The organism is Gaetbulibacter sp. S0825, from assembly GCF_011777505.1.
Taxonomy (GTDB): domain Bacteria; phylum Bacteroidota; class Bacteroidia; order Flavobacteriales; family Flavobacteriaceae; genus Pontimicrobium.
The window spans coordinates 502,945-523,372 of the sequence record NZ_JAATJT010000001.1 but is presented as its reverse complement, the minus strand read 5'-3'; the positions used below and the strand labels follow the sequence as shown (position 1 = coordinate 523,372).

The window sequence follows — 20,428 nt, the reverse complement described above, 5'->3', positions numbered from 1 at the left end:
AGAGTGAAGAAAATAATATTCATACTAGGAGCAATTTTATTAAGCATCTCTTTAAGTGCCCAAAATGACTTGTTGTTTGATTCTGGAAACAAATCCTATAACGAGGGTAAATACCAAGAAGCTATAGAGAGTTATGAAAAAATATTGAATGAAGGTGTTCATTCCAGTGAGTTGTATTTTAATTTAGGTAACGCTTATTATAAACTTAATAGAATTGCTCCTAGTATTTATTATTATGAAAAGGCTTTACAGTTGTCACCAAAAAATAAAGATATAGAAGCAAATTTAAGTTTTGCTCAAAATATGACAATCGATGATATAGAGGTTGTGCCAGAAATTGGCTTATCAAGAATAAGTAAAAGCATTATAAATAGATTTAGTTTTGATACTTGGGCAATAGTATCTATTACCTTAATTATGGTTTTTGCTATTTTATTTTTAGGATATTATTTTTCATCTGCTACTTCAAAAAAACGACTTGCTTTTATTGTAAGTTCATCTGCAATTATACTGGCTGTTGTGAGTTTATTTTTTGCATATCAAAAATATCAATATGTACAAAAAGATAAACCAGCTATAGTTTTTGCGAAAGAAACGGATATAAAGTCAGATCCTAATTTACGAAGTGAAGTGGTTTTCACCCTACATGAAGGTACCAAAGTTCAAGTTCTAGAAATTTATGATGAGAATTGGACTAAAATTAAACTAACAGATGGAAAAACAGGTTGGATACCATCAGAAGACATTAAATTGTTGAACAATATTTAATATTTCCTTAACAATTTTAACAAAACCAAAAAGTATATTTGCAACTTAATTTTTAGAATGAAAAAAACAATCATAGCTATAGTATTTTCAATAATATTTATGTCCTTTACAGTGGCACCAAGTATTCTTTCTATAGTTGATGATACTTATGATCTCTCTCTCCTAATAAGTTCTAGTGAAGAAGAGGAGAAAAAAGGCGAAGAAAAGGTTAAAGACCTTAAAATTAAAGAACCTTCAAGAGATAATATTGAGCATACTAGTTACAGTAAGCTAGCAAAATTACTTAACACGCATTCTGAAAATTATAGTTCTTTATTCAAAGAACTAATATCACCCCCTCCCGAAGCAATCGCTTAATTCAAATCTAAGGGTTTTTACCCTTATTAAATGTTCATCCAATTACTTTATTGGTTGGAAACATTTATTATTTCTAAGTCTTTAATTTTTAAAAGAAAACTAGGTTTTGAAAAGAGCGAGTACAAATTTAAAATCAAAAATTATTTTGTTGGTGTTTGCGCTAACAATCCCATTAATTGGGTTTAGTCAAGATAGTAATCTTGGAAATTGGCTAATTTACATTGGCAATAAAAAGCTAAACTCTAAATGGAATATTCACAACGAAGTCCAATATCGAAATTATAATGCTGTTGGTGATTTGGAGCAGTTATTACTTCGTACAGGAGTTGGATATAACATTACTGAAAAGAATAACATTTTATTAGGCTATGGTTATATTTTATCTGAAAACTATGTTGGAAATACTGACGATAAAGCGTCAGTTAATGAACATCGTATCTTTCAGCAGTACACTACTAAGCAAAGTATAGGTAAAGTTAAATTAAGTCACCGTTATCGTTTTGAACAACGATTTGTAGAAGAAGATTTTAAATTAAGATTCCGTTATTTTTTAAGTTTAAATGTACCTTTAAAGAATAATGAATCGGGAGAAAGCCCTTTTTATTTATCAGCTTACAATGAGATTTTCCTAAATTCTAAAAGCTCTATTTTTGATAGAAATAGAGTATATGCTGGTTTGGGATATAATGTCAATAAAAATGTAAGAATTGAATTAGGGTACATGAACCAGTTTTTTGAAACAACAAGTAGAGATCAGTTAAATTTAATAACGTTTGTTACTTTTTAAAACGTGTAGTAACAATAAAAACCACTAACCATGAAAAATTTATTTTCGAATTTAAGAGGCGATATTTTTGGAGGTGTTACAGCAGGAATTGTAGCATTGCCCTTAGCATTAGCCTTTGGTGTTTCCTCAGGATTAGGCCCAAGTGCAGGATTGTATGGAGCTATTTTTATTAGCTTTTTTGCAGCACTTTTTGGAGGAACCAATACACAAATTTCAGGACCAACCGCTCCGATGACGGCGGTAAGTATGGTTGTAATTGCAGGAATAATTGCCGTAAACGATGGTGATGTTAACAAAGCGTTGCCAGCAATATTAACGGTGTTTATTCTAGCAGGATTAATGCAAATTGGTCTTGGGATTTTAGGATTAGGAAAATATATAAGATATATTCCTTATCCTGTTGTATCAGGATTTATGACAGCAATTGGCGTCATAATTTTAGTCACTCAAATCCTTCCTTCGTTAGGGTATTACCCAAAAGATGATGCAGAGTTTGTAGAAAGCTTTAAGCCTGTTGCTGAAGAACTAATACTAGAAAACATACTTAAAGAGGAAGCTGGTGAAGGTATTTTAGTACTTGAAGATTTTAAAGAAACGATTGATAGAGCCGAAAAAGTAACGCCAGATCAAATTCTTAAAGAATCTCAAACACTAGCTGCAAAAGATGCATCTGGCGTTGTTGGAGCACTTAAAGCCTTGCCTAGAGCCTTACAAAACATAAACTGGCTCGAATTAATACTTGCTCTTGGTACCATATTTATTATTTATGGGTTTAAACGAATTACGAAAGCAGTTCCGAGTACATTGGTAGCACTAGTGGTTATGACTTCCATAGCTATTGGTTTTGGATTAAATTACCAACCAATAGAAAGAATTCCAGAAGGCTTACCAACTATTAAAACCGAAATTTTTACCGAATTTAGTTTAGGCTCTATAGCGCCATACATATTTACAGCGTTAACATTAGCATTATTAGGAGCAATTGATTCCTTACTAACTAGTGTTGTTGCAGATAATATGACGAAGACTAAACATAAACCCAATAAGGAACTAGTAGGTCAAGGAATTGGTAATACAATAGGTGCATTATTTGGTGGTATTCCTGGAGCAGGAGCAACTATTAGAACTGTTGTAAACATCAATTCAGGAGGTAAAACAAAACTTTCAGGAATGATAGCTGGTGTTATGTTGTTAGTAATCCTATTGGCTTTAGCACCATTAGCATCAAAAATTCCTGCAGCAGTGTTAGCTGGAATTTTGATTACGGTTGGTATAGGTGTTATGGACTACAAAGGGTTAAGAGCAATGCCAGTTTTACCAAAAGACGTTAAATTTGGACCTTTCAAATTAAGTTCTGAGGTTATAATAATGCTTGTGGTATTATTATTATCTACTTTCTGGAATTTAGTGTATGCTGTTGGAGTAGGATTAGTAATCGCCTCATTAATGTTTATGAAAAAAATAGGTGATTTAACCGCTGAAAGGTCTGATGTAAAACCAATAAAAGAAGAAGCTTGGAAAGATGAAATAGGCTTCCCAGAAAGCCTCAAAGAAGAAGTGTTTATCAAGCATCTTAAGGGGCCTCTGTTTTTTGGCTCTACAAGTGAATTCCAAAACCTCACATTGCAAATACCAGATACAGCAAGTACTGTAATTATGAGGTTAGGACGAATGCAATATATGGATCAATCTGGATTATACGCTATGGAAGATATGCTTCAGGACCTAAAAACCAAAGGTGTAGAAGTGTTATTCGTTAACTTATTAAAACAGCCTCGCTATATGATGGAACGAATTGATATCATTCCAGATTTTATTCCTGAAGAGCACATTTTCAAGAACTTTAACGACTGTGCAAGTTGGGTAAAAGAAAACGTAGAAGACAAATATTAATAATTTATAAAAATTTAAAATCATGATAAAAAATCAAGCAATAACAAAAGACGCACAAGACCAATTAACTCCTCAATCGGTTTTAGCTGATTTAATGGAGGGAAACCAGAGATTTATTTCTGGGGATACCCAAAGCATAGATAATAAAGCATTAGTTGAACAAACTGTTGGAGGACAATTTCCAAAAGCAGTAGTGCTTTCATGTATCGACTCAAGAGTACCAGTTGAAACAGTTTTGGATCAAGCAATTGGAGATGTTTTCGTAGCACGTGTAGCTGGAAACTTTGAAAATGTAGATATCTTAGGAAGTATGGAGTATTCATGTAAAGTTGCAGGAAGCAAGCTGGTTTTAGTACTTGGCCATGAAGCATGTGGTGCTGTAAAAGCAGCCTGTGATGGTGTTGAACTAGGGAATATTACAGCATTGTTGAGTAATATTACACCTGCAGTAAAACAATCGGCAGTTGAGGTTGAAGGAGAAGCAAATTCTTCTAATAATGAGTTTGTAGCTAAAACAGTTGAGAATAATGTAAAACTTACCATGGATAGAATTAGAGAGAAAAGTCCAATTCTAAAAGAAATGGAAGATAATGGTGAAATTAAGATTGTTGGTGGTGTTTATATGCTTTCAACCGGAAAAGTAGAGTTATTATAAACCATAATTTTCCCATAATAAAAAAGCCGCTTTAAGCGGCTTTTTTATTTAAGTTAATTGAGAGGTTGTATCTCTATAACTAGAGTTTTTTAACTTTATTATTCGGTAACCAAAGTAAATGAGTACTAAACCAATAAGTTCAGTAATAAAAAGTACTTCAACATAACCTAACCTTGTAAAGGTTCCACCAATTCCTGGTAGTAAAGCACCTATAGCGATAAATATATTACCTTTAAAATGTGCTTGTTTATTCTTATAACCGTAGTACTTTGTAGCTGAATAAATTGCACCACCAACCAAGAATATAAAAGAGTATATATTGATAAACGGTGAAAATAATCTTACCCAATCCCACTCAAAAACAGAACCAGTTAGTCTATAATCAAATCCTTCAGGTATTGATACTGGAGAACCTACTACAAAATAAGAGGCAATAATAATTAAAGCTACAAATAGTATCGAGGTTATTTGTGCAAAGCGTCTGTTCATCAATAAATAAACAGATCCTTGGGCTAATGGAAAGCCTCCTAATAAAGCACCAACAATATACCAATACTTAAGGTTTATTTCATTCCAACCAAAAAGTGCATGAAAACTCTCTGCCAAAGTCCCTAATCCAAAAGTCAACACACCAATAGTCCACCAAAGTAAGTAAGTTGTCTTACGCTCTTGATAGTGGCTATAGATTTCTCTAATAAAATAGATAGAGAAGAGTGTGGTGGCAATAGGTATATACTCTATAAACTGCTGCATTATTCAAAAGACGTTTCTCCTTGGTTAGGTTGGTATACGTAGTTAAAAGTGTAATAACGATAATTATTATATTCTGCATTAGGTTGAACATCTTGGTAATAGCTTAATATTTCAACTTTAGCATATTTACCATCATGAGTTCTAATAACAAGTATTTTTCCTGGAGTTGGCGAAATTTCATGTGTTGGTGGACCAGCATATGTATACCAATTTGATAATACATGGCCTGTTTCAGAATCTTGTAAGAAAGAGCCTGTTTCAACTTCAGTCACTGATGCAAAAGTACCAGTAGTAATATAAGCTCCACCATTACCTGTTCTTTCTGCTTCATCGGTAGTGCCAGAAGAAGTACCTCCATTAATTATAATTGATGTACCTCTAAAAGCAATATCCCATTCTGTATCACTTGTAGTTGTAGTTCCTGTTGAAAAATTGAATTTAGTAAATTCCCCAGAAACAGGTTGTCCTTGACCGCCTTGTTGCGGAGCATATAAGTTACTAACAGTTTCTGCTTCAATTTGAAGCTGTGGCTGACTGTCATCATCATCAGAACTACATGAAGTAAATGCAATTGTGATAACCAAAATAGATAATAATTTAAGTGTTTTATTCATAATACTGTTTGTTTTAAAATTGTTTTTGTGAATTTTAGATTTCATAGTGTATTTATAATTAAAATTGAATATTAAGTTTTGCGTAAAAAATTCTTCCAGGAATATTATTAATGAAAGTAAAATCGTTATTTGAAGTTGGTTCATCAGTGAAATCAAAAATGTTATCTATACCAATGCCTAATTCATATTTTTCCTTGAACGTTTTGTTTATGGCGCAATTCCATAGCATGTAAGCTTCTACAAAATCGTCATATCTATCTAAGTAGGTATTACTGTTTGTATCTAGAATACCATATTTACTGCGATAATTAACCCTTAGATTTGTATTAAAATTATGCTGCGTGTTGGTGTAGAAAATTTTGAAGTTTGCCATATGTTTGGAGCGGTTGAATAATCCAAAATAATCATCTTCATTAAGTTTGAATGATCCTGAACCAGGATTAGAAGCAAAAGCATCTCCATTTTTAAAAGCTTCGATGGCATCTTTGTCTTTAGCTAATAAAAACTGATAACCACCTGCTATTTTAAGTGAGTTAGAAATTCGCCATGACGAATTAAATTCTATTCCTTGCGTAAAAGCTTTTTTAACGTTTTTATAACTATAAACACCTGAGCCATTTGTTTTATTAGCAACAAGTTGAGTATCAATTAGATCTTTAATATCGTTTCTAAAGAAATTCACTTCAAGTTTAAGTGTTGATATAGGGTTGTGTGTTACGCCAAAATTATAGGAGATAGAGTTTTCAGGGTTTAGTTTACCATTAAAGTTTGAAAGTGGAACTACAATATCATTTTCATTCTCAATTTCACCACTATCAAGCATTTCAGGAACTCTAGTGTTAACCACGTTATATCCTAAAATGGTATAACCAGCAATACCTTCTAAATCAAAATACAGTTGTCTAAAATCTGGAGCTTTAAATCCGTATCCCATAGACCCTTTGGCAGCAAGCTTATCTGTGATTTGATATCTAAAAGCAGCTTTTGGGCTAAATTGCGAGTTGTACTCATTATGTCCATCGAAACGAGCACCAAGAAGAATGTTTAAGTTTTCATTAGGGTTTGTATCGTATTGGAAATACACAAATGGTGAAGTGAATTTTGGAGTTGTACTAAAATCTGTTCTTTTTAAGGTTTCGTAATCAAGCCCTAAACCACCTATAAAAGACGATTTTTCATTCACTTTATATGCAGCTCTTATTTCTGGTCTTATTAATAGTTCCTTATAAAAACTTTCACTAAACTGTGAGTTGTCTTCAATATTATTTAAGTAATCTTCGGCAAAATATCTTGATGCATAAAACTCAAAGTAACTACTCCATTTTTCGTTGTATTTATGGTTTGCTTTTACATGTGCATTCCACTCTCTTGTTTTGCTTTCACCAGATTCTGTGCTTGTAGGAATGTAATCGGAGTCTTGCAAAAAGTATCTTGCCGATGCTAAAAACTTGGTGTTTTCGGTTACATTATAATTCAACCTTGTATTAAAGGTATAGTTAAAATAGGGGTCTAGAGTATTTATATTGGTAGCATTATTTAAGTTATAACCATCACTGCTACTTCTATTAACAAAAGCACCAAGGGTTACATTTTCCTTTTTGTAATCTAGGTTAATATTGGTTTCATTTTCATTAAACGTCCCATATCGGTGCATTAAATTGCCATGAACCCCATTTTTATTAGATTTTTCAGTAATAATATTAATCACTCCACCAAGTGCTTCACTACCATATAAGCTAGATGAAGCGCCTTTTACAATTTCAATTTGCTTAATGTTTCCAATAGAAAGCCTACTTAAATCTAAAGTTCCAGCAGAACGACCAATTAATGGAACACCATCAATAAGTACTAAAGTGTATTCAGAATCTAACCCTTGCATTTGTATGCCTTCACCACCTATAAAATTCTGAACGGTGATTAATCCTGTTTGCTCATTCAAGATAGTATTGAGGCGTGTTCTATTGGTTTCTTTTAATTCTTTTCTTGCAATAAGTTGAGCTGGTAGAGGTAAAGAAGATAATTGCCTGATTGTTCTTGTAGCAGTTACCACAACCTCATTTAGTTGTTGTGTCAAAACTGTATCCTTTGTTTTTTCAACCTGTTGTTGCGACAAGCATAAAAGAGGGAATAGCACTGCTATAATAAATATAGATTTGAATCGCATTAAAGTGATTTAGGTTATTTTACTGGGCAAAATTAGAATCATTAAAAAGAATTTAATAACGACTAAAGATTTAATAGTGTCGCTAAAAAAATAATTTTTAAAAACGCTTAAAACATCAATGATTTCAATATATTTGCAGTTCTTTTTAAATATTAAAAAGTGTCGATAAAGAAAAATGAATATAAAAAATAACGAACAAAGAGTGGTTAAAGAACATTTAGTTCAGGATGGATTTAGTTTATTGGAAATAGACAACAGCTCTAATGAAGTTTTAAGATATATAAAAGAAGTAAGCAGCGATGTTATTCAAATCCATTTTAGTATCAATAGCGATGCTCAATTACATTATGGGCCACATTATAGTTTAGATGTAAAATCGCAAAATTCTGTTTTGTTATATAATCCAAACCAAGCACTATCTATTAATTTAAGTTTGAATCCAAATGGGAAATATTTGGTGTTTATTGTTTCTATTAAAATGTTTCATTCGTTCTTTTCGCAAGTGGCAGATATTATTCCTTTTTTAAACGAAGAGAACAAAAACAAAAAGTATTATTTAGATAAGGAACTCTCACCAAACGAGATATTGGTTTTAAATCAAATTTTCGATGATCAAAAATCAAATGGGATGCACCAACTTTATATAAAGGCCAAAGTATACGAGGTATTAAGCTTGTATTTTAGTAAAGCTAGCAGCGATCAACAAAGTTGTCCTTTTTTGGAAAATGAAGCCAATGTTGAGAAAATCAAAAAGGCAAAGCAAGTTGTTATTAATAATATGGATGAGCCACCATCATTACAAGAAATTGCTGATGAAGTAGGGTTGTCAATCTCGAAACTTAAAGAAGGCTTCAAACATATTTATGGCGAATCGGTATTTAATTTCTTACTGGATTATAAGTTAGAATATGCTAGAAAACAATTGCTTACAAAAAAGTATAACGTATCTGAAATTAGCTTACAAGTTGGTTATAGTACAGCAAGTCATTTTATTGCTGCATTTAGAAAAAAGTATGGCACTACGCCAAAACAATATGTGATGAGTGTTAACTAACTAAATACTTGTATTTGAAGCACTTTCTTGCGTTTCTTCAGATTTTATGATATAAGGAAAAATCATTGGAGCTAACGATTCCACAGGTTTATAAAGCAACGAATTCTCCATATCGTCTGCTTCTAAAAAAGGGATTGTTCTATTCATTTTGCTAAAAATCATCAATGCAATGCTTAAAATTAATCCAATTTTTAGCGCACCAAAAACACCACCTAAAAACTTATTTAGCATCCCTAAAGCAGCAAAATCAGCTAGTTTAGTTAATGCTTTACCTGCAAGAGAAATTACCAAAACAATAATTATAAAAGTTATGGCAAATGCAGTAATATTAATGGTTTGCTCGCTCCAATCCACTTTGCTTTCTAAAAAACCAGCCGCAAAATCACTAAAGTGAATAGCACCAAACACACCAGCGATAAGAGCGACTAAAGAAGCGACTTCTACAAAAAGGCCTTTAGATAGTCCGCGAATTAAACCAAATAGAATTAGGGCTCCTAAAATGATGTCTAATATGTTCATACAAATATGTGTTTTACAAACCTACATATTTTTAATTCAAAAAAAAGAAATTAAAAGTGTGGTGTAATAATAACGATAGAGTTTCCTTAGTATTTTATATCTCAGTAACTTTGTGACTTAAAAATATAAGAATTACCATTTTCAACGAAGATAAATATGGCAAGAGATGAACAATTAAAAGAGCGATGGGAACTAGTAGTTGAAAAGCTCTCAACACAGTTTGCAGATGGAGATACGTTGGATTTAGACGCAGTTATTTATTTAATTGGCGTTCAGGAATTAGGACAATTACATCGTAAGTTTAAGAAGGATGAGAAGGTCAATCTTATGCATATAGCTATTTGTAGACTATTAGAACCTTATGGCTATTATACGTTCGATTATATAGACGAACAAGGTTGGCCGCATTATATTGTAAAGGAAGAATTGCCAAATTTAAAAGCTGGTGAACAGAGCGTTTTAATGAAAGAAGCGATTGTAAACTATTTTCTTCAAGCAGAGTTTATAAAATAAGATTTGTTAAATTTGCCCATTATTTTGAATACTGAAATGTATTCAGCACAAGAGAGATATCATGATTGAAAAGATTAAAGAACTCATAGAAGAAGCGGAAGCGTTTTCAGCACAATCTATGGACGAGATAGAAGCATTCCGAATTAAGTATTTAGGTAAAAAAGGATTGCTTAACGATTATTTTGCAGAGTTTAAAAACGTAGCAAACGAGCAAAAGAAAGAATTTGGTCAAGCTATAAATAAACTAAAAACTACAGCTCAAGAAAAAGTAAATGCTTTAAAAGAAGAGCTTGAAAGCAAAGATGAAGTAAAAGGAAATATTGAGGATTTATCTCGACCAGGCGAACCTATAGAGATTGGATCTCGTCATCCTATTTCAATTGTAAAAAATCAAATTATAGATATTTTTTCTCGTATTGGGTTTAACGTTAGTGAAGGCCCAGAAATTGAAGACGATTGGCACAACTTTACAGCCCTGAACTTACCAGAATATCATCCAGCACGTGATATGCAGGATACGTTTTTTATTCAAACAGATCCTGATATTTTATTACGTACACATACAAGTTCTGTGCAAGTACGTTATATGGAAAATAACAAGCCACCAATTCGTACTATTTCTCCAGGAAGAGTATATCGTAATGAAGCAATTTCGGCGCGTTCACATTGCTTTTTCCATCAAGTAGAAGGGTTATATATAGACAAGAATGTAAGCTTTGCTGATTTAAAGCAAACATTACAGTACTTTACAACCGAAATGTTTGGGAAGTCAAAAATCAGGTTACGTCCATCCTATTTCCCATTTACCGAACCGAGTGCAGAGGTAGATGTGTATTGGGGACTTGAAACTGATGTTGATTATCGCATTACTAAAGGAACAGGTTGGTTAGAAATTATGGGTTGTGGTATGGTAGACCCAAACGTACTTAAAAATTGTGGTATTGACCCTGAAGTGTATTCTGGATTTGCTTTTGGAATGGGAATAGACAGAATAGCTATGTTATTGCACCAAATAGGTGATATACGTTTATTAAGTGAAAATGATGTGCGTTTCTTAGACCAGTTTAAGTCTGCTTTATAAAAAAGCGCTGTCATTCTGCACTGACTCACTGAGTCTAATCGAATGATAATTAATTTCATGAAAAATAAGTTTCTTAGTTTCTCTCTAGTTATTACTTTAAGCCTTTTGTGTGTTTCATGTACGCGTCCAATAGAGATTTATCTTCAAAATTTAAAAGAAGCGCCTTTAACTATTTATGGTAAATTAACCAATAGAGAACACTTCAATAAACTTCCCAATAGAGTATCTATTTATACACTATCAATGGATGAATATGAAAATTGGATAAAAAACGATTACTTAACTTGGAAAGACTCAATTAATTATAAAATAACAATACCTGGAAAATCTCAAGTGAAGATTTCACAGTTAAGTGATAGATTGGCGTTAGGTATCGGATCTCCATCTGTTAAAATATACACCAACGAGGATACTATTTTTATAGGAGATGGTAGAGATTTTCAAAGATTGTATGATTCTAATAGATGGGAAAGAGTAAAAAAGCATATTTACAAAATTGAAGTCAAATAGATTCCTATGAAAAAAGATATCCAAATCCCAGAAGTATCAAATGTGTATGTAGCTGTTGTAAATGAGTACAACGACATATACAAAACTCACGACTGGAACGCATACATTATAAACGATAAAGACGTTACTCTAGAAATGGTGTTAATTGTAACCCGAGGTTACTCTGAAACAAAAACAACATCTACAATGCGTCATAAACTAGAAAAACTACCTTCTAAAAGTTATGCAAAAATAGAATTGATGCAAGAAGATATTCTAGCATTAAACAATGAGTTTAAAGTCACGTTTTTTGAGGACAATAAGATGTTCGATAAAACCTACTTGTTTAGAAAAAATACGGTTAATAAAAATGCGTTGCAACCACTTCCTTTAATGGGAGCTAAGGGTGTTTTAGTGAGGTAATTTATGTTTTCTAGGCTTAAGGCACTTGCCCACTATAGCTACTTTTTTGTCAATTTTATGGTAAGATTTTAGAATTTCAGAAGCATGAGATTGATTAAGTAAATTAATTTGAATTTGTTGATTATAAATACCATTTGGCATTTTTCTATACTTTACCCACCTTTTATAATCATAAATGTCTTCAAGTAAAGGTAAATGATTAATCGAATTCCTGTTTATAATATAATATTTAGTAACAAGGCCTTTTTTCTTCTTTACTTTTTTTGGTTTCTTTTTTAGCTCTAACTTATGGATAAAGTATGAAGTTCCGTCAATTAATGTGTCTTTTAATGATTCTAAAACAGTATCCTTAATTTTAATTTTTTTAATTGTTGATGACACATCTCTACAGCCAATATTTAAATATTCTGCCTTAAAAAAATCTGATTTTAGAAATGTGACTTTAGCATAAATCTTGTCGTAATGCTTAAAGGTTAACTCAAAATGTAAGCTATCTGTTTCCTTCATTATCCCTAGATAACTATTGTCTTTGGAATTAGTCAAGTAATATTTTGGTCTTGAAACATCTTCTTTATGAAATGTTATCTCATATTCAAGTAAGTAATCGAAACTGTATTCTTTGTTTTGAGAAAAACTAAAAGCAGAAACAAATAAAATTGGTATTAAAACGTATTTCATTAAGCTTGTGTCTAATCCAACTTCTCAGTTAGTTTTTTAAACTCTTTTCTGGCGTCTTTCCCTTCGTATAAAATACTATACACTGCATTAATAATTGGTAGTTTAGTTTTCTTTTCGTTTTTCTCGTTGAGTAAATGTGCACTTTTAGTTGCATAATAACCCTCGGCCACCATACTCATTTCCATCATAGCAGATTTTACAGTATAACCCTTACCAATCATGTTTCCAAACATGCGGTTTCTAGAAAACACCGAGTAACCAGTTACTAATAAATCGCCCAAATAAGCAGAGTTATTAATATTACGCTTCATTTTATGCATTTTCTTAATAAAACGCTTCATTTCGCGAATGGCATTACTCATTAAAACACTCTGGAAATTATCGCCATAACCTAAGCCATGAGCAATTCCTGCTGCAATAGCATAAATATTCTTCAACATTACTGCGTACTCAGTACCAATAATATCGTCGCTAATCTTGGTTTTAATATAGTCGCTACTCAAGGCGTCTGCAATGGCTTGTGCTTTTGCAGCATCTGCACATGAAATGGTTAAATACGACAAGCGCTCTAAAGCCACTTCTTCGGCGTGACATGGTCCAGCAATAACACCAATATTTTCAAACGGAATGTTATAGTTATCATGAAAATGCTCACCAACCAATAAACCTGTTTCTGGAATAATACCTTTTACGGCAGATACAATAATTTTATTAGAGACGTCAACCGTTAGTTTTTCTAGCTCCTTATACACAAATGCCGAAGGAATTACAAAAATCAGTACATCAGCATATGTAGCTGTTTCATTAATATCGTTGCTTAGTTTTAGTTGCGATAAATTAAATTCGACAGAGCTTAAGTAACTTGGGTTGTGTTGATGTTTTTTTATATAATCTGTGGCCTGCTCGTTACGCATATACCATCCAATTTCATCTAAATTTTCACATAACATTTTTACAATAGCAGTTGCCCAACTTCCACCACCAAATACTGCATATTTTAAATTTGACGCCATAAGGAATTTTAATTAGTATGCTCAAAAATACGTAAAATATTAAGTTTCAACTCTGGCTGATAATCAGTGAGTTACATTTATGGCACGTAATTTGAAAAGCTCTAATTATAAATGTTAAAAGAAAAGCTTATGAAGACTTTAAAACTACTTTCGGGATTTGCGCTAGTCGCAGTATTATTTACTTCTTGTTACACAGAGGTTATTATAGATGACGAACCATCAATATCTTTAAATCAGTTATTAAATACTCATGAGTTATGGTATGTAGATATTAATAAAACGATTGGAAATGGTGAAACGACGTTTTTGCAGATTGCATTTACAATCTCATTTAAAAACGGTACGCTTTATGCAAACAATAACTTAGTTGGTATTGGAAGCCAAGGAAATGGTTTTGGTATTCCAGTTGGAAGCTATGGTACTTATGATATGATTTTAGATATAGACCATGATGTTGATGGGTTTAACACCTTTGATGTGTATCAAATAGATTCTAATACCATCGAATTATATAACCCAAACAACGACACCTCATATTTTTTAAACGGCTACCAACGTAGCAACTTCGACTACGATTTTGTATTCTACGACAACATTCATTATTTCTTACAAGAATACGAAGCTTGGGAAAAAATATATACTAGTGAAGTTGGTGCATTAAATGAATTTGATTACGAAAACTATTTGCAATTTTTATCTGGTGGAGATGACTCAGATTTTAGAAGCTCTCAAGATGAAAACGTTAGTAATGTTGCCAATATTTATTGGGATTACACAGGGAAATATGGTGTGCAAGATGTAGCAAATAATGACTACTTAAAAACTTTAACATTAGATTACGATTATTTTGACAATGAATATTTTGAACTCAACGTTCTTAATGATGCGCAAATAGAATTATATCATCCAACATCTGGAACCTACTACGAATTTGAAGGAAGAGGGTATATAGAATATATGAGAACAACAGATGCTAAAACATCTAAATCTCAAAAAAAGCGTAAACAAAAAACAGAAAAGAAAGATAACCCAAGGGTTAACACAAGAAGCTAAAATTTTGGTTGGTTATTTTAGTTTTGAAACTGCTTAGAATACATATTTCTAAGCAGTTTCTTTTTATAGTGACTTTACTTAAAATGATGTGTCTAAAAAGCGTATAGAGTTATTAACAATAATTGGAATACCAATAACAATTTAAGAACTTTATAAAATATAAATTATTAACCTTAAAATATAAACAATGGGAATATTTTCATTTATTAAAAATGCAGGAGCAAAAGTTTTTGGAATTGGTAAAACAGATGCTGAAGAGGCTGCCGAAGCATTAGAAGCAAAAAGAAAAGCAGAAGCAGCGGCTGCAGAGCACATGATGCTAACAGTAAAAGATTTACAATTAGAAGTAGAAAACTTAGAGATTCACATTGAAGGTGATAATGCAAGAGTTAGAGGAGCAGCTTTCGATCAAGCAACGAAAGAAAAAGTGGTATTGGTTGTTGGTAATTCTAACGGAATTGCAACTGTAAACGACCAAATGACGGTTGAGCATGTAGAGCCAGAAGCACAATTTCATACTGTTGTTAGTGGTGATACATTAGGAAAAATTGCTAAGAAATTTTATGGAAATGCCATGAAGTATCCTGTAATTTTTGAAGCAAACAAACCAATGCTTAAAGATCCAGATTTAATTTATCCAGGACAAGTATTGCGTATTCCTCATTTAGACTCGTAGAGTTTTAGTACATATATAAAAAAACCAGCTTTTTTAGCTGGTTTTTTTATATAATAGCCTTATAAAAGTAAAAATAATACTACAAAAACAAGCCGTTCATCTAAAAAATAGTGTTTTTAAAAGTGATTATTATACCTTTATGCCAAACCTACTTAAACTTATGTTATGAAAAAAAATATGTTATTAGCCTTAACGCTAAATCTAATTGTGTTACTAGGGTGTACTACTGAACTAGTTAGTAATGATGAAGCTTCTACAAATAAAAAAACAAATACTGATAATGTAGATTATACTGTTACTGAAAATACTGTAGCTGATAATCAAAATAGTACAAATGATGAAGTATGCTTTACCACTAATTTAATTGCTGGTCAACATCATATTGCAGGTACAGTAACAGTTGAGAATGACGGAGAAAATTTAATTATTACATACACTACAAATGGTGATTGGACGATAGATGCAACACATTTAAGTATTGGTGGATGCGACGATGGGTCAATTCCAACGACTGGCTCTGGAAATCCCAAAATAGGGCATTTTGAATACCATTCTACACATTCCGATGGTGTTAATCAAGTAACTTATACGATTAGTTTAGATGATATTTTAGAAGACTATTGTTTTGCAGCTCATGCCGAAGTAAAAGGACCTACAGGAGGAGAGACTGCTTGGGCCGAAGGTACTGAGTTTTCAGGAAACAGTTGGGCAATGTATGTTGAGGCAAAATTATCTGATTGTGATGAAAATGACCCACCTTCATATTAACACTTAATAGAATAAAATAAAGATAGCCAACTAAATTAGTTGGCTTTTTTATGTTTTCTCTTCAAATTCGGAACAATCTATTCTTATATCTGAGCTAATCAATTTTTTTTCAAGCAAATTACAATAGTCAATATTTTCATGTTTGTTATAAAACTTGCACCCAAAACATATACGCTGAACAGTTAATATTTCTACTTTATGTAATTTATAGATTAATGTATTTAGTGTTTTAAATAAATCATCTAAATTTTCTTTAGAAATGGTATTTATTTGCTGTTGTAAAGGATTTGCAAAGCTCTCAGTTTGCGAGACTATTTGTTTGCCATATTCAGATAAAAGAATGGCATAACTTCTACTGTCTAGTTGCGAAAAATCTTTAACGATTAGGTCTTTTTTATGTAACACACGAATAGCATCACTAATAGTAGGTTTTGTGAGGTTAAACTCTTTTGCCAAATGGCTAACGTTACACAGCTCAGTTTTATGGTAAGAAATAAATATTAATATTTGAATTTGAATAGGGCTTAAACCAAATTCTTTTGCCTTATCCCAAAGGAGTACTCTAAACACTTCTGAAATGCGTTCTAGACCAGCAACAATTTTGCTGGAAACATTAGTATTTTGATGCTCTGGATTAAAAATAGTATTGCTCATAAAAAAACCTGTCGAATTGTATCGACAGGTAAAGTTAGTTATCCTAACTTGTTTTTAAAAATAAAAATTAACCTTTTACATCTGCTAGGGATGCACCAAAGTTAATATGCAGAACATTTCCAGTTGGTGTTACTAATGCAGGAACAGACTTTACACCTGCTTTCTCAGCATCTTCAATTTTAGTTCTTTCTGTACCAATGTTAATAATATCAACATTATTAGATCCAACTAAATCAATAATGTCATGTTCTGCACTTACAAAAACAGGGCATCCAGCGTGATAAAAAATAGACTTACTCATAGTTTTTATATTTAAAAGTTTAACACAAATATAGTAAGGAATCCTAACTAATAAAAATAAAGACAATAATATTTAAGCTTTTAACAATTTTATTTATAGAAATTCATTTCGTCAAGGTATTGCCAAACGTGTTCTGGCAACATAGGCTTCACGTTTTTTCCAGCTTTAATAGATTTTCTTATAAAAGTAGAGGAGAGTTCCATAATTGGTGCATCAACTTTTACAATATTTGGGTGATCTTCAAATTGATGGTCTACTTTCCCTTCAGATATTCTTGGGTACACATAAATGCTATGTCTTGCTAAAATTACCTCGTAGTTTTTCCATTTATGAAAGCTCTTTAAGTTGTCTTCTCCCATAATAAGTGCAAACTCATTATCAGGATATTTTTCTTCTAGATAACTTAAGGTGTTTACGGTATAATTAGGTTGAGGTAAACCAAACTCAATATTACTTTCTTTTAGTTTTGGGTAATCTTTAGTGGCTAAGTATACCATTTCTAATCGTTGGTAATCGTCCAGTAAAGAGTTTTTCTTTTTAAAGGGACTGTGAGGTGTAACTACAAACCAAACCTGGTCAAGGTCACTATATTCAGCCAAATGGTTGGCAATGGTTAAATGACCAATATGAATAGGGTTAAAGGTACCAAAATAAAGACCAACTTTCATTTTTAAGAGCTTGGGTTTACAAAATTGTTTACTAGAGTATAGGCTTCATCTAAAGCTTTATCTAAAGAATCATTTTCAATAATCACATCAAAAAGTGGTGCTGTGGCTAATTCAGCTGATGCTTTGGCTACTCGCATATTTATTTTGTCTTCACTTTCAGTTTTACGCTTTTTAAGTCGTATTTTAAGTTCATCGATACTTGGTGGTTTTACAAAAACAGCCAATGTTTGTTCTGGAAATTTTCGTTTTATACGTAAGCCTCCAGATACATCAATATCAAAAATAACATGCTTACCAAGCTTCCAAATACGTTCTACTTCGGTTTTTAAAGTGCCATAAAAATTATCGCGATAGACTTCTTCCCACTCTAAAAACTCATCTTTTTTAATTTTAGAAATAAACTCTTTGGCAGATAAAAAATAGTAATCTTGTCCATTAATTTCCTCACCTCTTTTATATCTAGAAGTAGCCGAAATAGAAAACTCTAAATTGAGTTCAGGTTGATTTAAAAGATGTTTTACAATAGTTGTTTTACCAGAGCCTGAAGGTGCTGAGAACACAATTAATTTACCATTACTCATAACTACAACACGTTTAATAATTGCTCCTTAATTTTCTCTAACTCATCCTTCATTTGTACTACTAGTTTTTGCATTGGCGCATAATTAGCTTTAGAACCTATAGTATTAACTTCTCTACCTATTTCTTGACCAATAAACCCTAGTTTTTTGCCATTAGAATCAGCAGAATTTAATGATTTAACAAAGTATTCTAAATGGTTGTGAAGTCGTACTTTTTCTTCGGTAATATCAAATTTTTCAATATAATAAACGAGTTCCTGCTCAAACCTATTTTCATCTACTTTTTCTTTAATATCAGCAATCCCTTTTCTTAATCGTTCTCTAACATTTTCAATGCGTTCTGGATCAATTGCAATGACTTGTTCGAGTAAATCATCAATGTTTTTAATTCTATCGTTAAAGTCACTTTCTAGAGCCTTTCCTTCTTGTAGTCTATAGTCCTTAATTTTTTCTAAAGTTACTTTAATACCATCTTCAATTTGTTTCCACTCATCTGCATCGATATCATCACGTTCGGTACTTAAAGCGTCTGGAAACCTTACAGCCATTTTTAATAATTCAGTTTCATCGCCATCAACAACATCCTTTAGTTGCTGCATATAAGTTTTTACAACAGGTTTGTTTACTTTGCTTGTAGTTTCTTCGCCAGTAATTTCTAGATATAGCGAAAAATCCACCTTACCTCTTACAAGGTGTGATGCAATAAGTTTTCTAATATGTAATTCTTTTTCACGATACACTGATGGCATACGTGTGTTCAAATCAAGGTTTTTGCTATTAAGCGATTTTATTTCTAAGGAAATCTTTTTAGTTGGAAACTGAAGCACAGATTTTCCATAACCTGTCATTGATTGTATCATTTGTAAAATTTAAAGTTGCACAAAGATAATTAAATCACTTAAGTAATGAAGTTATAAAATTGAAACATAAAACTGTAAATATTACCTTTATAGCAAACTAAAATATATGTATATAAAAGCATTTGGAATTAGATGGAATGATTTAGATGCCAACCAGCATCTTGGAAACTCAACGTATGTAGAATATATGAGTCATACAAGAATGAGTTTTTTAACAAGCCATGGTTTGAGTCTGGACGTTATAAATAGTTTTGGTTTAGGACCAATTGTAATGTATGAACATGTCTATTATTATAAAGAAATTGGGCTTGATGATAACATAAAAGTAAGTTTAGAAGTCTCTGGAATGAGTGAAGATGGTCGTTTTATTAAAATTGAACACAATTTTTATAATGACCAAGGGAAAAATTTAGCGAATGCCGAAATGTTGTTTTCATGGATGGATTTAAAAACACGTAGATTTGGAAGAATACCAAAAGAATTACTGCAAAAAATGGAAAATTTTCCAAGAACAAAAAACTTTAAAATTCTTACAACAGAAGACACCAAAAACTTAATTAAAAAACCTATCGATCTCCCTGATAGCGTGTTGTAAAGGATTTTTTATTAACTTGATACCATAATATACTAACTAAACAAATAATATTATGGAAGAATTTGATGTTAATTGGATCGCCCTAATTGTAGCAGCAATTATACCTTTAGTAACAGGATTTACTTGGTATCATCCTAAAGTTTTTGGAACTGCATGGATGAAAGAATCTGGCATGACTGAAGAGAAAGCTAAAAGTATGAACCCTGGAAAAACCTATGGATTAGCAGTAGTTTTTGCATTTATAGCAGGGTTTTTTCTTTGGGCACAGGTAATGGTAGGCGGAGGACCTGGTGAACCTCATGGAGTAGAGCCTTACATGACCTTTAAACATGGTGCTTTTCATGGAATTTTAGTTGCTATAACGGTAGTGTTACCTGTATTTGCAACAAATGCCTTGTTCGAAATGAAATCGGCTAAGTACGTACTAATTAATGTAGGTTATTGGGTTTTAACTTTTGCGTTAATGGGAGGACTGCTTAACGCTTGGGTTTAAAGAAAGTAGAATATTAAA

At 32.0% G+C, this 20,428-nt stretch carries 26 protein-coding genes; 15 read left to right on the top strand and 11 right to left on the bottom strand.

All coding sequences use genetic code 11. The annotated features are described in order from the left end of the window. Positions 1–3: 3 nt before the first annotated feature. The 5 genes from HB672_RS02445 (at position 4) to HB672_RS02425 (ending at position 4,460) form a co-directional block, all read left to right on the top strand. Positions 4–768 (top strand): tetratricopeptide repeat protein, encoded by a 765-nt coding sequence (locus tag HB672_RS02445; RefSeq protein ID WP_167607169.1) that lies wholly within the window; start codon positions 4–6, stop codon positions 766–768. Positions 769–867: 99 nt separating this feature from the next. Further along, positions 868–1,125: a hypothetical protein gene (locus HB672_RS02440; protein WP_167607151.1), complete on the top strand. Its 258-nt coding sequence runs from the start codon at positions 868–870 to the stop codon at positions 1,123–1,125. Positions 1,126–1,264: 139 nt separating this feature from the next. Then, positions 1,265–1,912, top strand: a complete 648-nt coding sequence (locus HB672_RS02435; RefSeq protein WP_167610213.1) for a DUF2490 domain-containing protein — start codon at positions 1,265–1,267, stop codon at positions 1,910–1,912. A gap of 30 nt (positions 1,913–1,942) precedes the next feature. Beyond that, the gene (locus HB672_RS02430) at positions 1,943–3,805 is read left to right on the top strand and encodes a SulP family inorganic anion transporter (protein WP_167607147.1); all 1,863 of its coding nucleotides are present in this window, start codon (positions 1,943–1,945) and stop codon (positions 3,803–3,805) included. Between the two features lie 25 nt (positions 3,806–3,830). Further along, complete coding sequence (locus tag HB672_RS02425) at positions 3,831–4,460, top strand: carbonic anhydrase family protein (RefSeq protein ID WP_167610211.1); 630 nt, start codon at positions 3,831–3,833, stop codon at positions 4,458–4,460. A gap of 48 nt (positions 4,461–4,508) precedes the next feature. Here the strand turns inward: HB672_RS02425 and HB672_RS02420 are convergent, their stop codons facing one another. The 3 genes from HB672_RS02420 to HB672_RS02410 are packed head-to-tail and all read right to left on the bottom strand — an operon-like array spanning position 4,509 to position 7,991. Next, positions 4,509–5,213, bottom strand: coding sequence for a hypothetical protein (locus HB672_RS02420; RefSeq protein WP_167607144.1), 705 nt, complete (start codon positions 5,211–5,213; stop codon positions 4,509–4,511). Further along, a complete protein-coding gene (locus HB672_RS02415; protein WP_167607141.1) occupies positions 5,213–5,827 on the bottom strand; it encodes an HmuY family protein in 615 nt (204 codons plus the stop codon). The genes HB672_RS02420 and HB672_RS02415 overlap by 1 nt, the downstream gene beginning before the upstream one ends. A gap of 58 nt (positions 5,828–5,885) precedes the next feature. After that, a complete protein-coding gene (locus HB672_RS02410) occupies positions 5,886–7,991 on the bottom strand; it encodes a TonB-dependent receptor (protein WP_167607135.1) in 2,106 nt (701 codons plus the stop codon). Between the two features lie 175 nt (positions 7,992–8,166). Between HB672_RS02410 and HB672_RS02405 the strand changes: the two genes are divergently transcribed. Continuing rightward, entirely contained in the window at positions 8,167–9,045 is an 879-nt protein-coding gene (locus tag HB672_RS02405; protein WP_167607131.1) for an AraC family transcriptional regulator, read from the top strand. Here the strand turns inward: HB672_RS02405 and HB672_RS02400 are convergent, their stop codons facing one another. After that, positions 9,046–9,564 carry a CvpA family protein gene (locus tag HB672_RS02400; RefSeq protein ID WP_167607127.1) on the bottom strand — a complete coding sequence of 173 codons (519 nt, stop codon included), beginning with the start codon at positions 9,562–9,564 and terminating at the stop codon, positions 9,046–9,048. Positions 9,565–9,720: 156 nt separating this feature from the next. Between HB672_RS02400 and HB672_RS02395 the strand changes: the two genes are divergently transcribed. The 4 genes from HB672_RS02395 (at position 9,721) to HB672_RS02380 (ending at position 12,070) form a co-directional block, all read left to right on the top strand. After that, positions 9,721–10,077, top strand: a complete 357-nt coding sequence (locus HB672_RS02395) for a hypothetical protein (RefSeq protein WP_167607123.1) — start codon at positions 9,721–9,723, stop codon at positions 10,075–10,077. Positions 10,078–10,138: 61 nt separating this feature from the next. Beyond that, positions 10,139–11,158 (top strand): phenylalanine--tRNA ligase subunit alpha, encoded by a 1,020-nt coding sequence (pheS, locus tag HB672_RS02390; RefSeq protein WP_167607120.1) that lies wholly within the window; start codon positions 10,139–10,141, stop codon positions 11,156–11,158. A 57-nt stretch (positions 11,159–11,215) separates the two neighbouring features. Beyond that, on the top strand, positions 11,216–11,668 hold the full coding sequence (locus tag HB672_RS02385) for a hypothetical protein (RefSeq protein WP_167607118.1): 453 nt from the start codon (positions 11,216–11,218) through the stop codon (positions 11,666–11,668). 6 nt (positions 11,669–11,674) lie between these two features. Beyond that, positions 11,675–12,070, top strand: a complete 396-nt coding sequence (locus tag HB672_RS02380; protein ID WP_167607115.1) for a hypothetical protein — start codon at positions 11,675–11,677, stop codon at positions 12,068–12,070. Here the strand turns inward: HB672_RS02380 and HB672_RS02375 are convergent. Continuing rightward, the gene (locus HB672_RS02375; RefSeq protein WP_167607111.1) at positions 12,059–12,748 is read right to left on the bottom strand and encodes a hypothetical protein; all 690 of its coding nucleotides are present in this window, start codon (positions 12,746–12,748) and stop codon (positions 12,059–12,061) included. The genes HB672_RS02380 and HB672_RS02375 overlap by 12 nt on opposite strands. Positions 12,749–12,759: 11 nt before the next feature. Then, positions 12,760–13,761, bottom strand: coding sequence for an NAD(P)H-dependent glycerol-3-phosphate dehydrogenase (locus HB672_RS02370; protein ID WP_167607108.1), 1,002 nt, complete (start codon positions 13,759–13,761; stop codon positions 12,760–12,762). A 129-nt stretch (positions 13,762–13,890) separates the two neighbouring features. On the opposite strand from HB672_RS02370, the gene HB672_RS02365 reads away from it, so the two are divergent. The 3 genes from HB672_RS02365 to HB672_RS02355 all read left to right on the top strand — a co-directional run bounded on the left by HB672_RS02365 (position 13,891) and on the right by HB672_RS02355 (position 16,258). Continuing rightward, positions 13,891–14,814 carry a nicotinic acid mononucleotide adenyltransferase gene (locus tag HB672_RS02365; RefSeq protein WP_167607105.1) on the top strand — a complete coding sequence of 308 codons (924 nt, stop codon included), beginning with the start codon at positions 13,891–13,893 and terminating at the stop codon, positions 14,812–14,814. A gap of 187 nt (positions 14,815–15,001) precedes the next feature. Beyond that, positions 15,002–15,490 (top strand): peptidoglycan-binding protein LysM, encoded by a 489-nt coding sequence (gene lysM / locus HB672_RS02360; protein ID WP_167607102.1) that lies wholly within the window; start codon positions 15,002–15,004, stop codon positions 15,488–15,490. Positions 15,491–15,655: 165 nt separating this feature from the next. Then, positions 15,656–16,258 carry a hypothetical protein gene (locus HB672_RS02355; RefSeq protein ID WP_167607100.1) on the top strand — a complete coding sequence of 201 codons (603 nt, stop codon included), beginning with the start codon at positions 15,656–15,658 and terminating at the stop codon, positions 16,256–16,258. 48 nt (positions 16,259–16,306) lie between these two features. Here HB672_RS02355 and HB672_RS02350 read toward each other — a convergent pair whose 3' ends face one another. The 5 genes from HB672_RS02350 to HB672_RS02330 all read right to left on the bottom strand — a co-directional run bounded on the left by HB672_RS02350 (position 16,307) and on the right by HB672_RS02330 (position 19,322). Continuing rightward, on the bottom strand, positions 16,307–16,912 hold the full coding sequence (locus HB672_RS02350) for a MarR family winged helix-turn-helix transcriptional regulator (protein ID WP_167607097.1): 606 nt from the start codon (positions 16,910–16,912) through the stop codon (positions 16,307–16,309). 67 nt (positions 16,913–16,979) lie between these two features. Next, entirely contained in the window at positions 16,980–17,213 is a 234-nt protein-coding gene (locus tag HB672_RS02345; protein WP_167607094.1) for a thioredoxin family protein, read from the bottom strand. 89 nt (positions 17,214–17,302) lie between these two features. Then, positions 17,303–17,881, bottom strand: a complete 579-nt coding sequence (nadD, locus tag HB672_RS02340; protein WP_167607091.1) for a nicotinate (nicotinamide) nucleotide adenylyltransferase — start codon at positions 17,879–17,881, stop codon at positions 17,303–17,305. 2 nt (positions 17,882–17,883) lie between these two features. After that, a complete protein-coding gene (gene gmk, locus HB672_RS02335) occupies positions 17,884–18,462 on the bottom strand; it encodes a guanylate kinase (protein ID WP_167607088.1) in 579 nt (192 codons plus the stop codon). A 2-nt stretch (positions 18,463–18,464) separates the two neighbouring features. Further along, complete coding sequence (locus HB672_RS02330) at positions 18,465–19,322, bottom strand: YicC/YloC family endoribonuclease (RefSeq protein ID WP_167607085.1); 858 nt, start codon at positions 19,320–19,322, stop codon at positions 18,465–18,467. A gap of 106 nt (positions 19,323–19,428) precedes the next feature. On the opposite strand from HB672_RS02330, the gene HB672_RS02325 reads away from it, so the two are divergent. Together HB672_RS02325 and HB672_RS02320 are read left to right on the top strand one after the other, a co-directional pair. Beyond that, complete coding sequence (locus HB672_RS02325) at positions 19,429–19,917, top strand: thioesterase family protein (RefSeq protein WP_167607082.1); 489 nt, start codon at positions 19,429–19,431, stop codon at positions 19,915–19,917. Positions 19,918–19,969: 52 nt separating this feature from the next. Beyond that, a complete protein-coding gene (locus HB672_RS02320) occupies positions 19,970–20,410 on the top strand; it encodes a DUF1761 domain-containing protein (protein ID WP_167607078.1) in 441 nt (146 codons plus the stop codon). Positions 20,411–20,428: the final 18 nt, after the last annotated feature.

Bases quoted from the DNA above. Each gene is read 5' to 3' on its own strand.
- nadD (WP_167607091.1), bottom strand. From the start codon at position 17,881: ATGAAAGTTGGTCTTTATTTTGGTACCTTTAACCCTATTCATATTGGT.
- lysM (WP_167607102.1), top strand. From the start codon at position 15,002: ATGGGAATATTTTCATTTATTAAAAATGCAGGAGCAAAAGTTTTTGGA.
- HB672_RS02375 (WP_167607111.1), bottom strand. From the start codon at position 12,748: ATGAAATACGTTTTAATACCAATTTTATTTGTTTCTGCTTTTAGTTTT.
- HB672_RS02350 (WP_167607097.1), bottom strand. From the start codon at position 16,912: ATGAGCAATACTATTTTTAATCCAGAGCATCAAAATACTAATGTTTCC.
- HB672_RS02325 (WP_167607082.1), top strand. From the start codon at position 19,429: ATGTATATAAAAGCATTTGGAATTAGATGGAATGATTTAGATGCCAAC.
- gmk (WP_167607088.1), bottom strand. From the start codon at position 18,462: ATGAGTAATGGTAAATTAATTGTGTTCTCAGCACCTTCAGGCTCTGGT.
- HB672_RS02380 (WP_167607115.1), top strand. From the start codon at position 11,675: ATGAAAAAAGATATCCAAATCCCAGAAGTATCAAATGTGTATGTAGCT.
- HB672_RS02405 (WP_167607131.1), top strand. From the start codon at position 8,167: ATGAATATAAAAAATAACGAACAAAGAGTGGTTAAAGAACATTTAGTT.
- HB672_RS02320 (WP_167607078.1), top strand. From the start codon at position 19,970: ATGGAAGAATTTGATGTTAATTGGATCGCCCTAATTGTAGCAGCAATT.
- HB672_RS02370 (WP_167607108.1), bottom strand. From the start codon at position 13,761: ATGGCGTCAAATTTAAAATATGCAGTATTTGGTGGTGGAAGTTGGGCA.
- HB672_RS02330 (WP_167607085.1), bottom strand. From the start codon at position 19,322: ATGATACAATCAATGACAGGTTATGGAAAATCTGTGCTTCAGTTTCCA.
- HB672_RS02355 (WP_167607100.1), top strand. From the start codon at position 15,656: ATGAAAAAAAATATGTTATTAGCCTTAACGCTAAATCTAATTGTGTTA.
- HB672_RS02345 (WP_167607094.1), bottom strand. From the start codon at position 17,213: ATGAGTAAGTCTATTTTTTATCACGCTGGATGCCCTGTTTTTGTAAGT.
- HB672_RS02420 (WP_167607144.1), bottom strand. From the start codon at position 5,213: ATGCAGCAGTTTATAGAGTATATACCTATTGCCACCACACTCTTCTCT.
- HB672_RS02415 (WP_167607141.1), bottom strand. From the start codon at position 5,827: ATGAATAAAACACTTAAATTATTATCTATTTTGGTTATCACAATTGCA.
- HB672_RS02430 (WP_167607147.1), top strand. From the start codon at position 1,943: ATGAAAAATTTATTTTCGAATTTAAGAGGCGATATTTTTGGAGGTGTT.
- HB672_RS02385 (WP_167607118.1), top strand. From the start codon at position 11,216: ATGAAAAATAAGTTTCTTAGTTTCTCTCTAGTTATTACTTTAAGCCTT.
- HB672_RS02365 (WP_167607105.1), top strand. From the start codon at position 13,891: ATGAAGACTTTAAAACTACTTTCGGGATTTGCGCTAGTCGCAGTATTA.
- HB672_RS02400 (WP_167607127.1), bottom strand. From the start codon at position 9,564: ATGAACATATTAGACATCATTTTAGGAGCCCTAATTCTATTTGGTTTA.
- pheS (WP_167607120.1), top strand. From the start codon at position 10,139: ATGATTGAAAAGATTAAAGAACTCATAGAAGAAGCGGAAGCGTTTTCA.
- HB672_RS02395 (WP_167607123.1), top strand. From the start codon at position 9,721: ATGGCAAGAGATGAACAATTAAAAGAGCGATGGGAACTAGTAGTTGAA.
- HB672_RS02410 (WP_167607135.1), bottom strand. From the start codon at position 7,991: ATGCGATTCAAATCTATATTTATTATAGCAGTGCTATTCCCTCTTTTA.
- HB672_RS02440 (WP_167607151.1), top strand. From the start codon at position 868: ATGTCCTTTACAGTGGCACCAAGTATTCTTTCTATAGTTGATGATACT.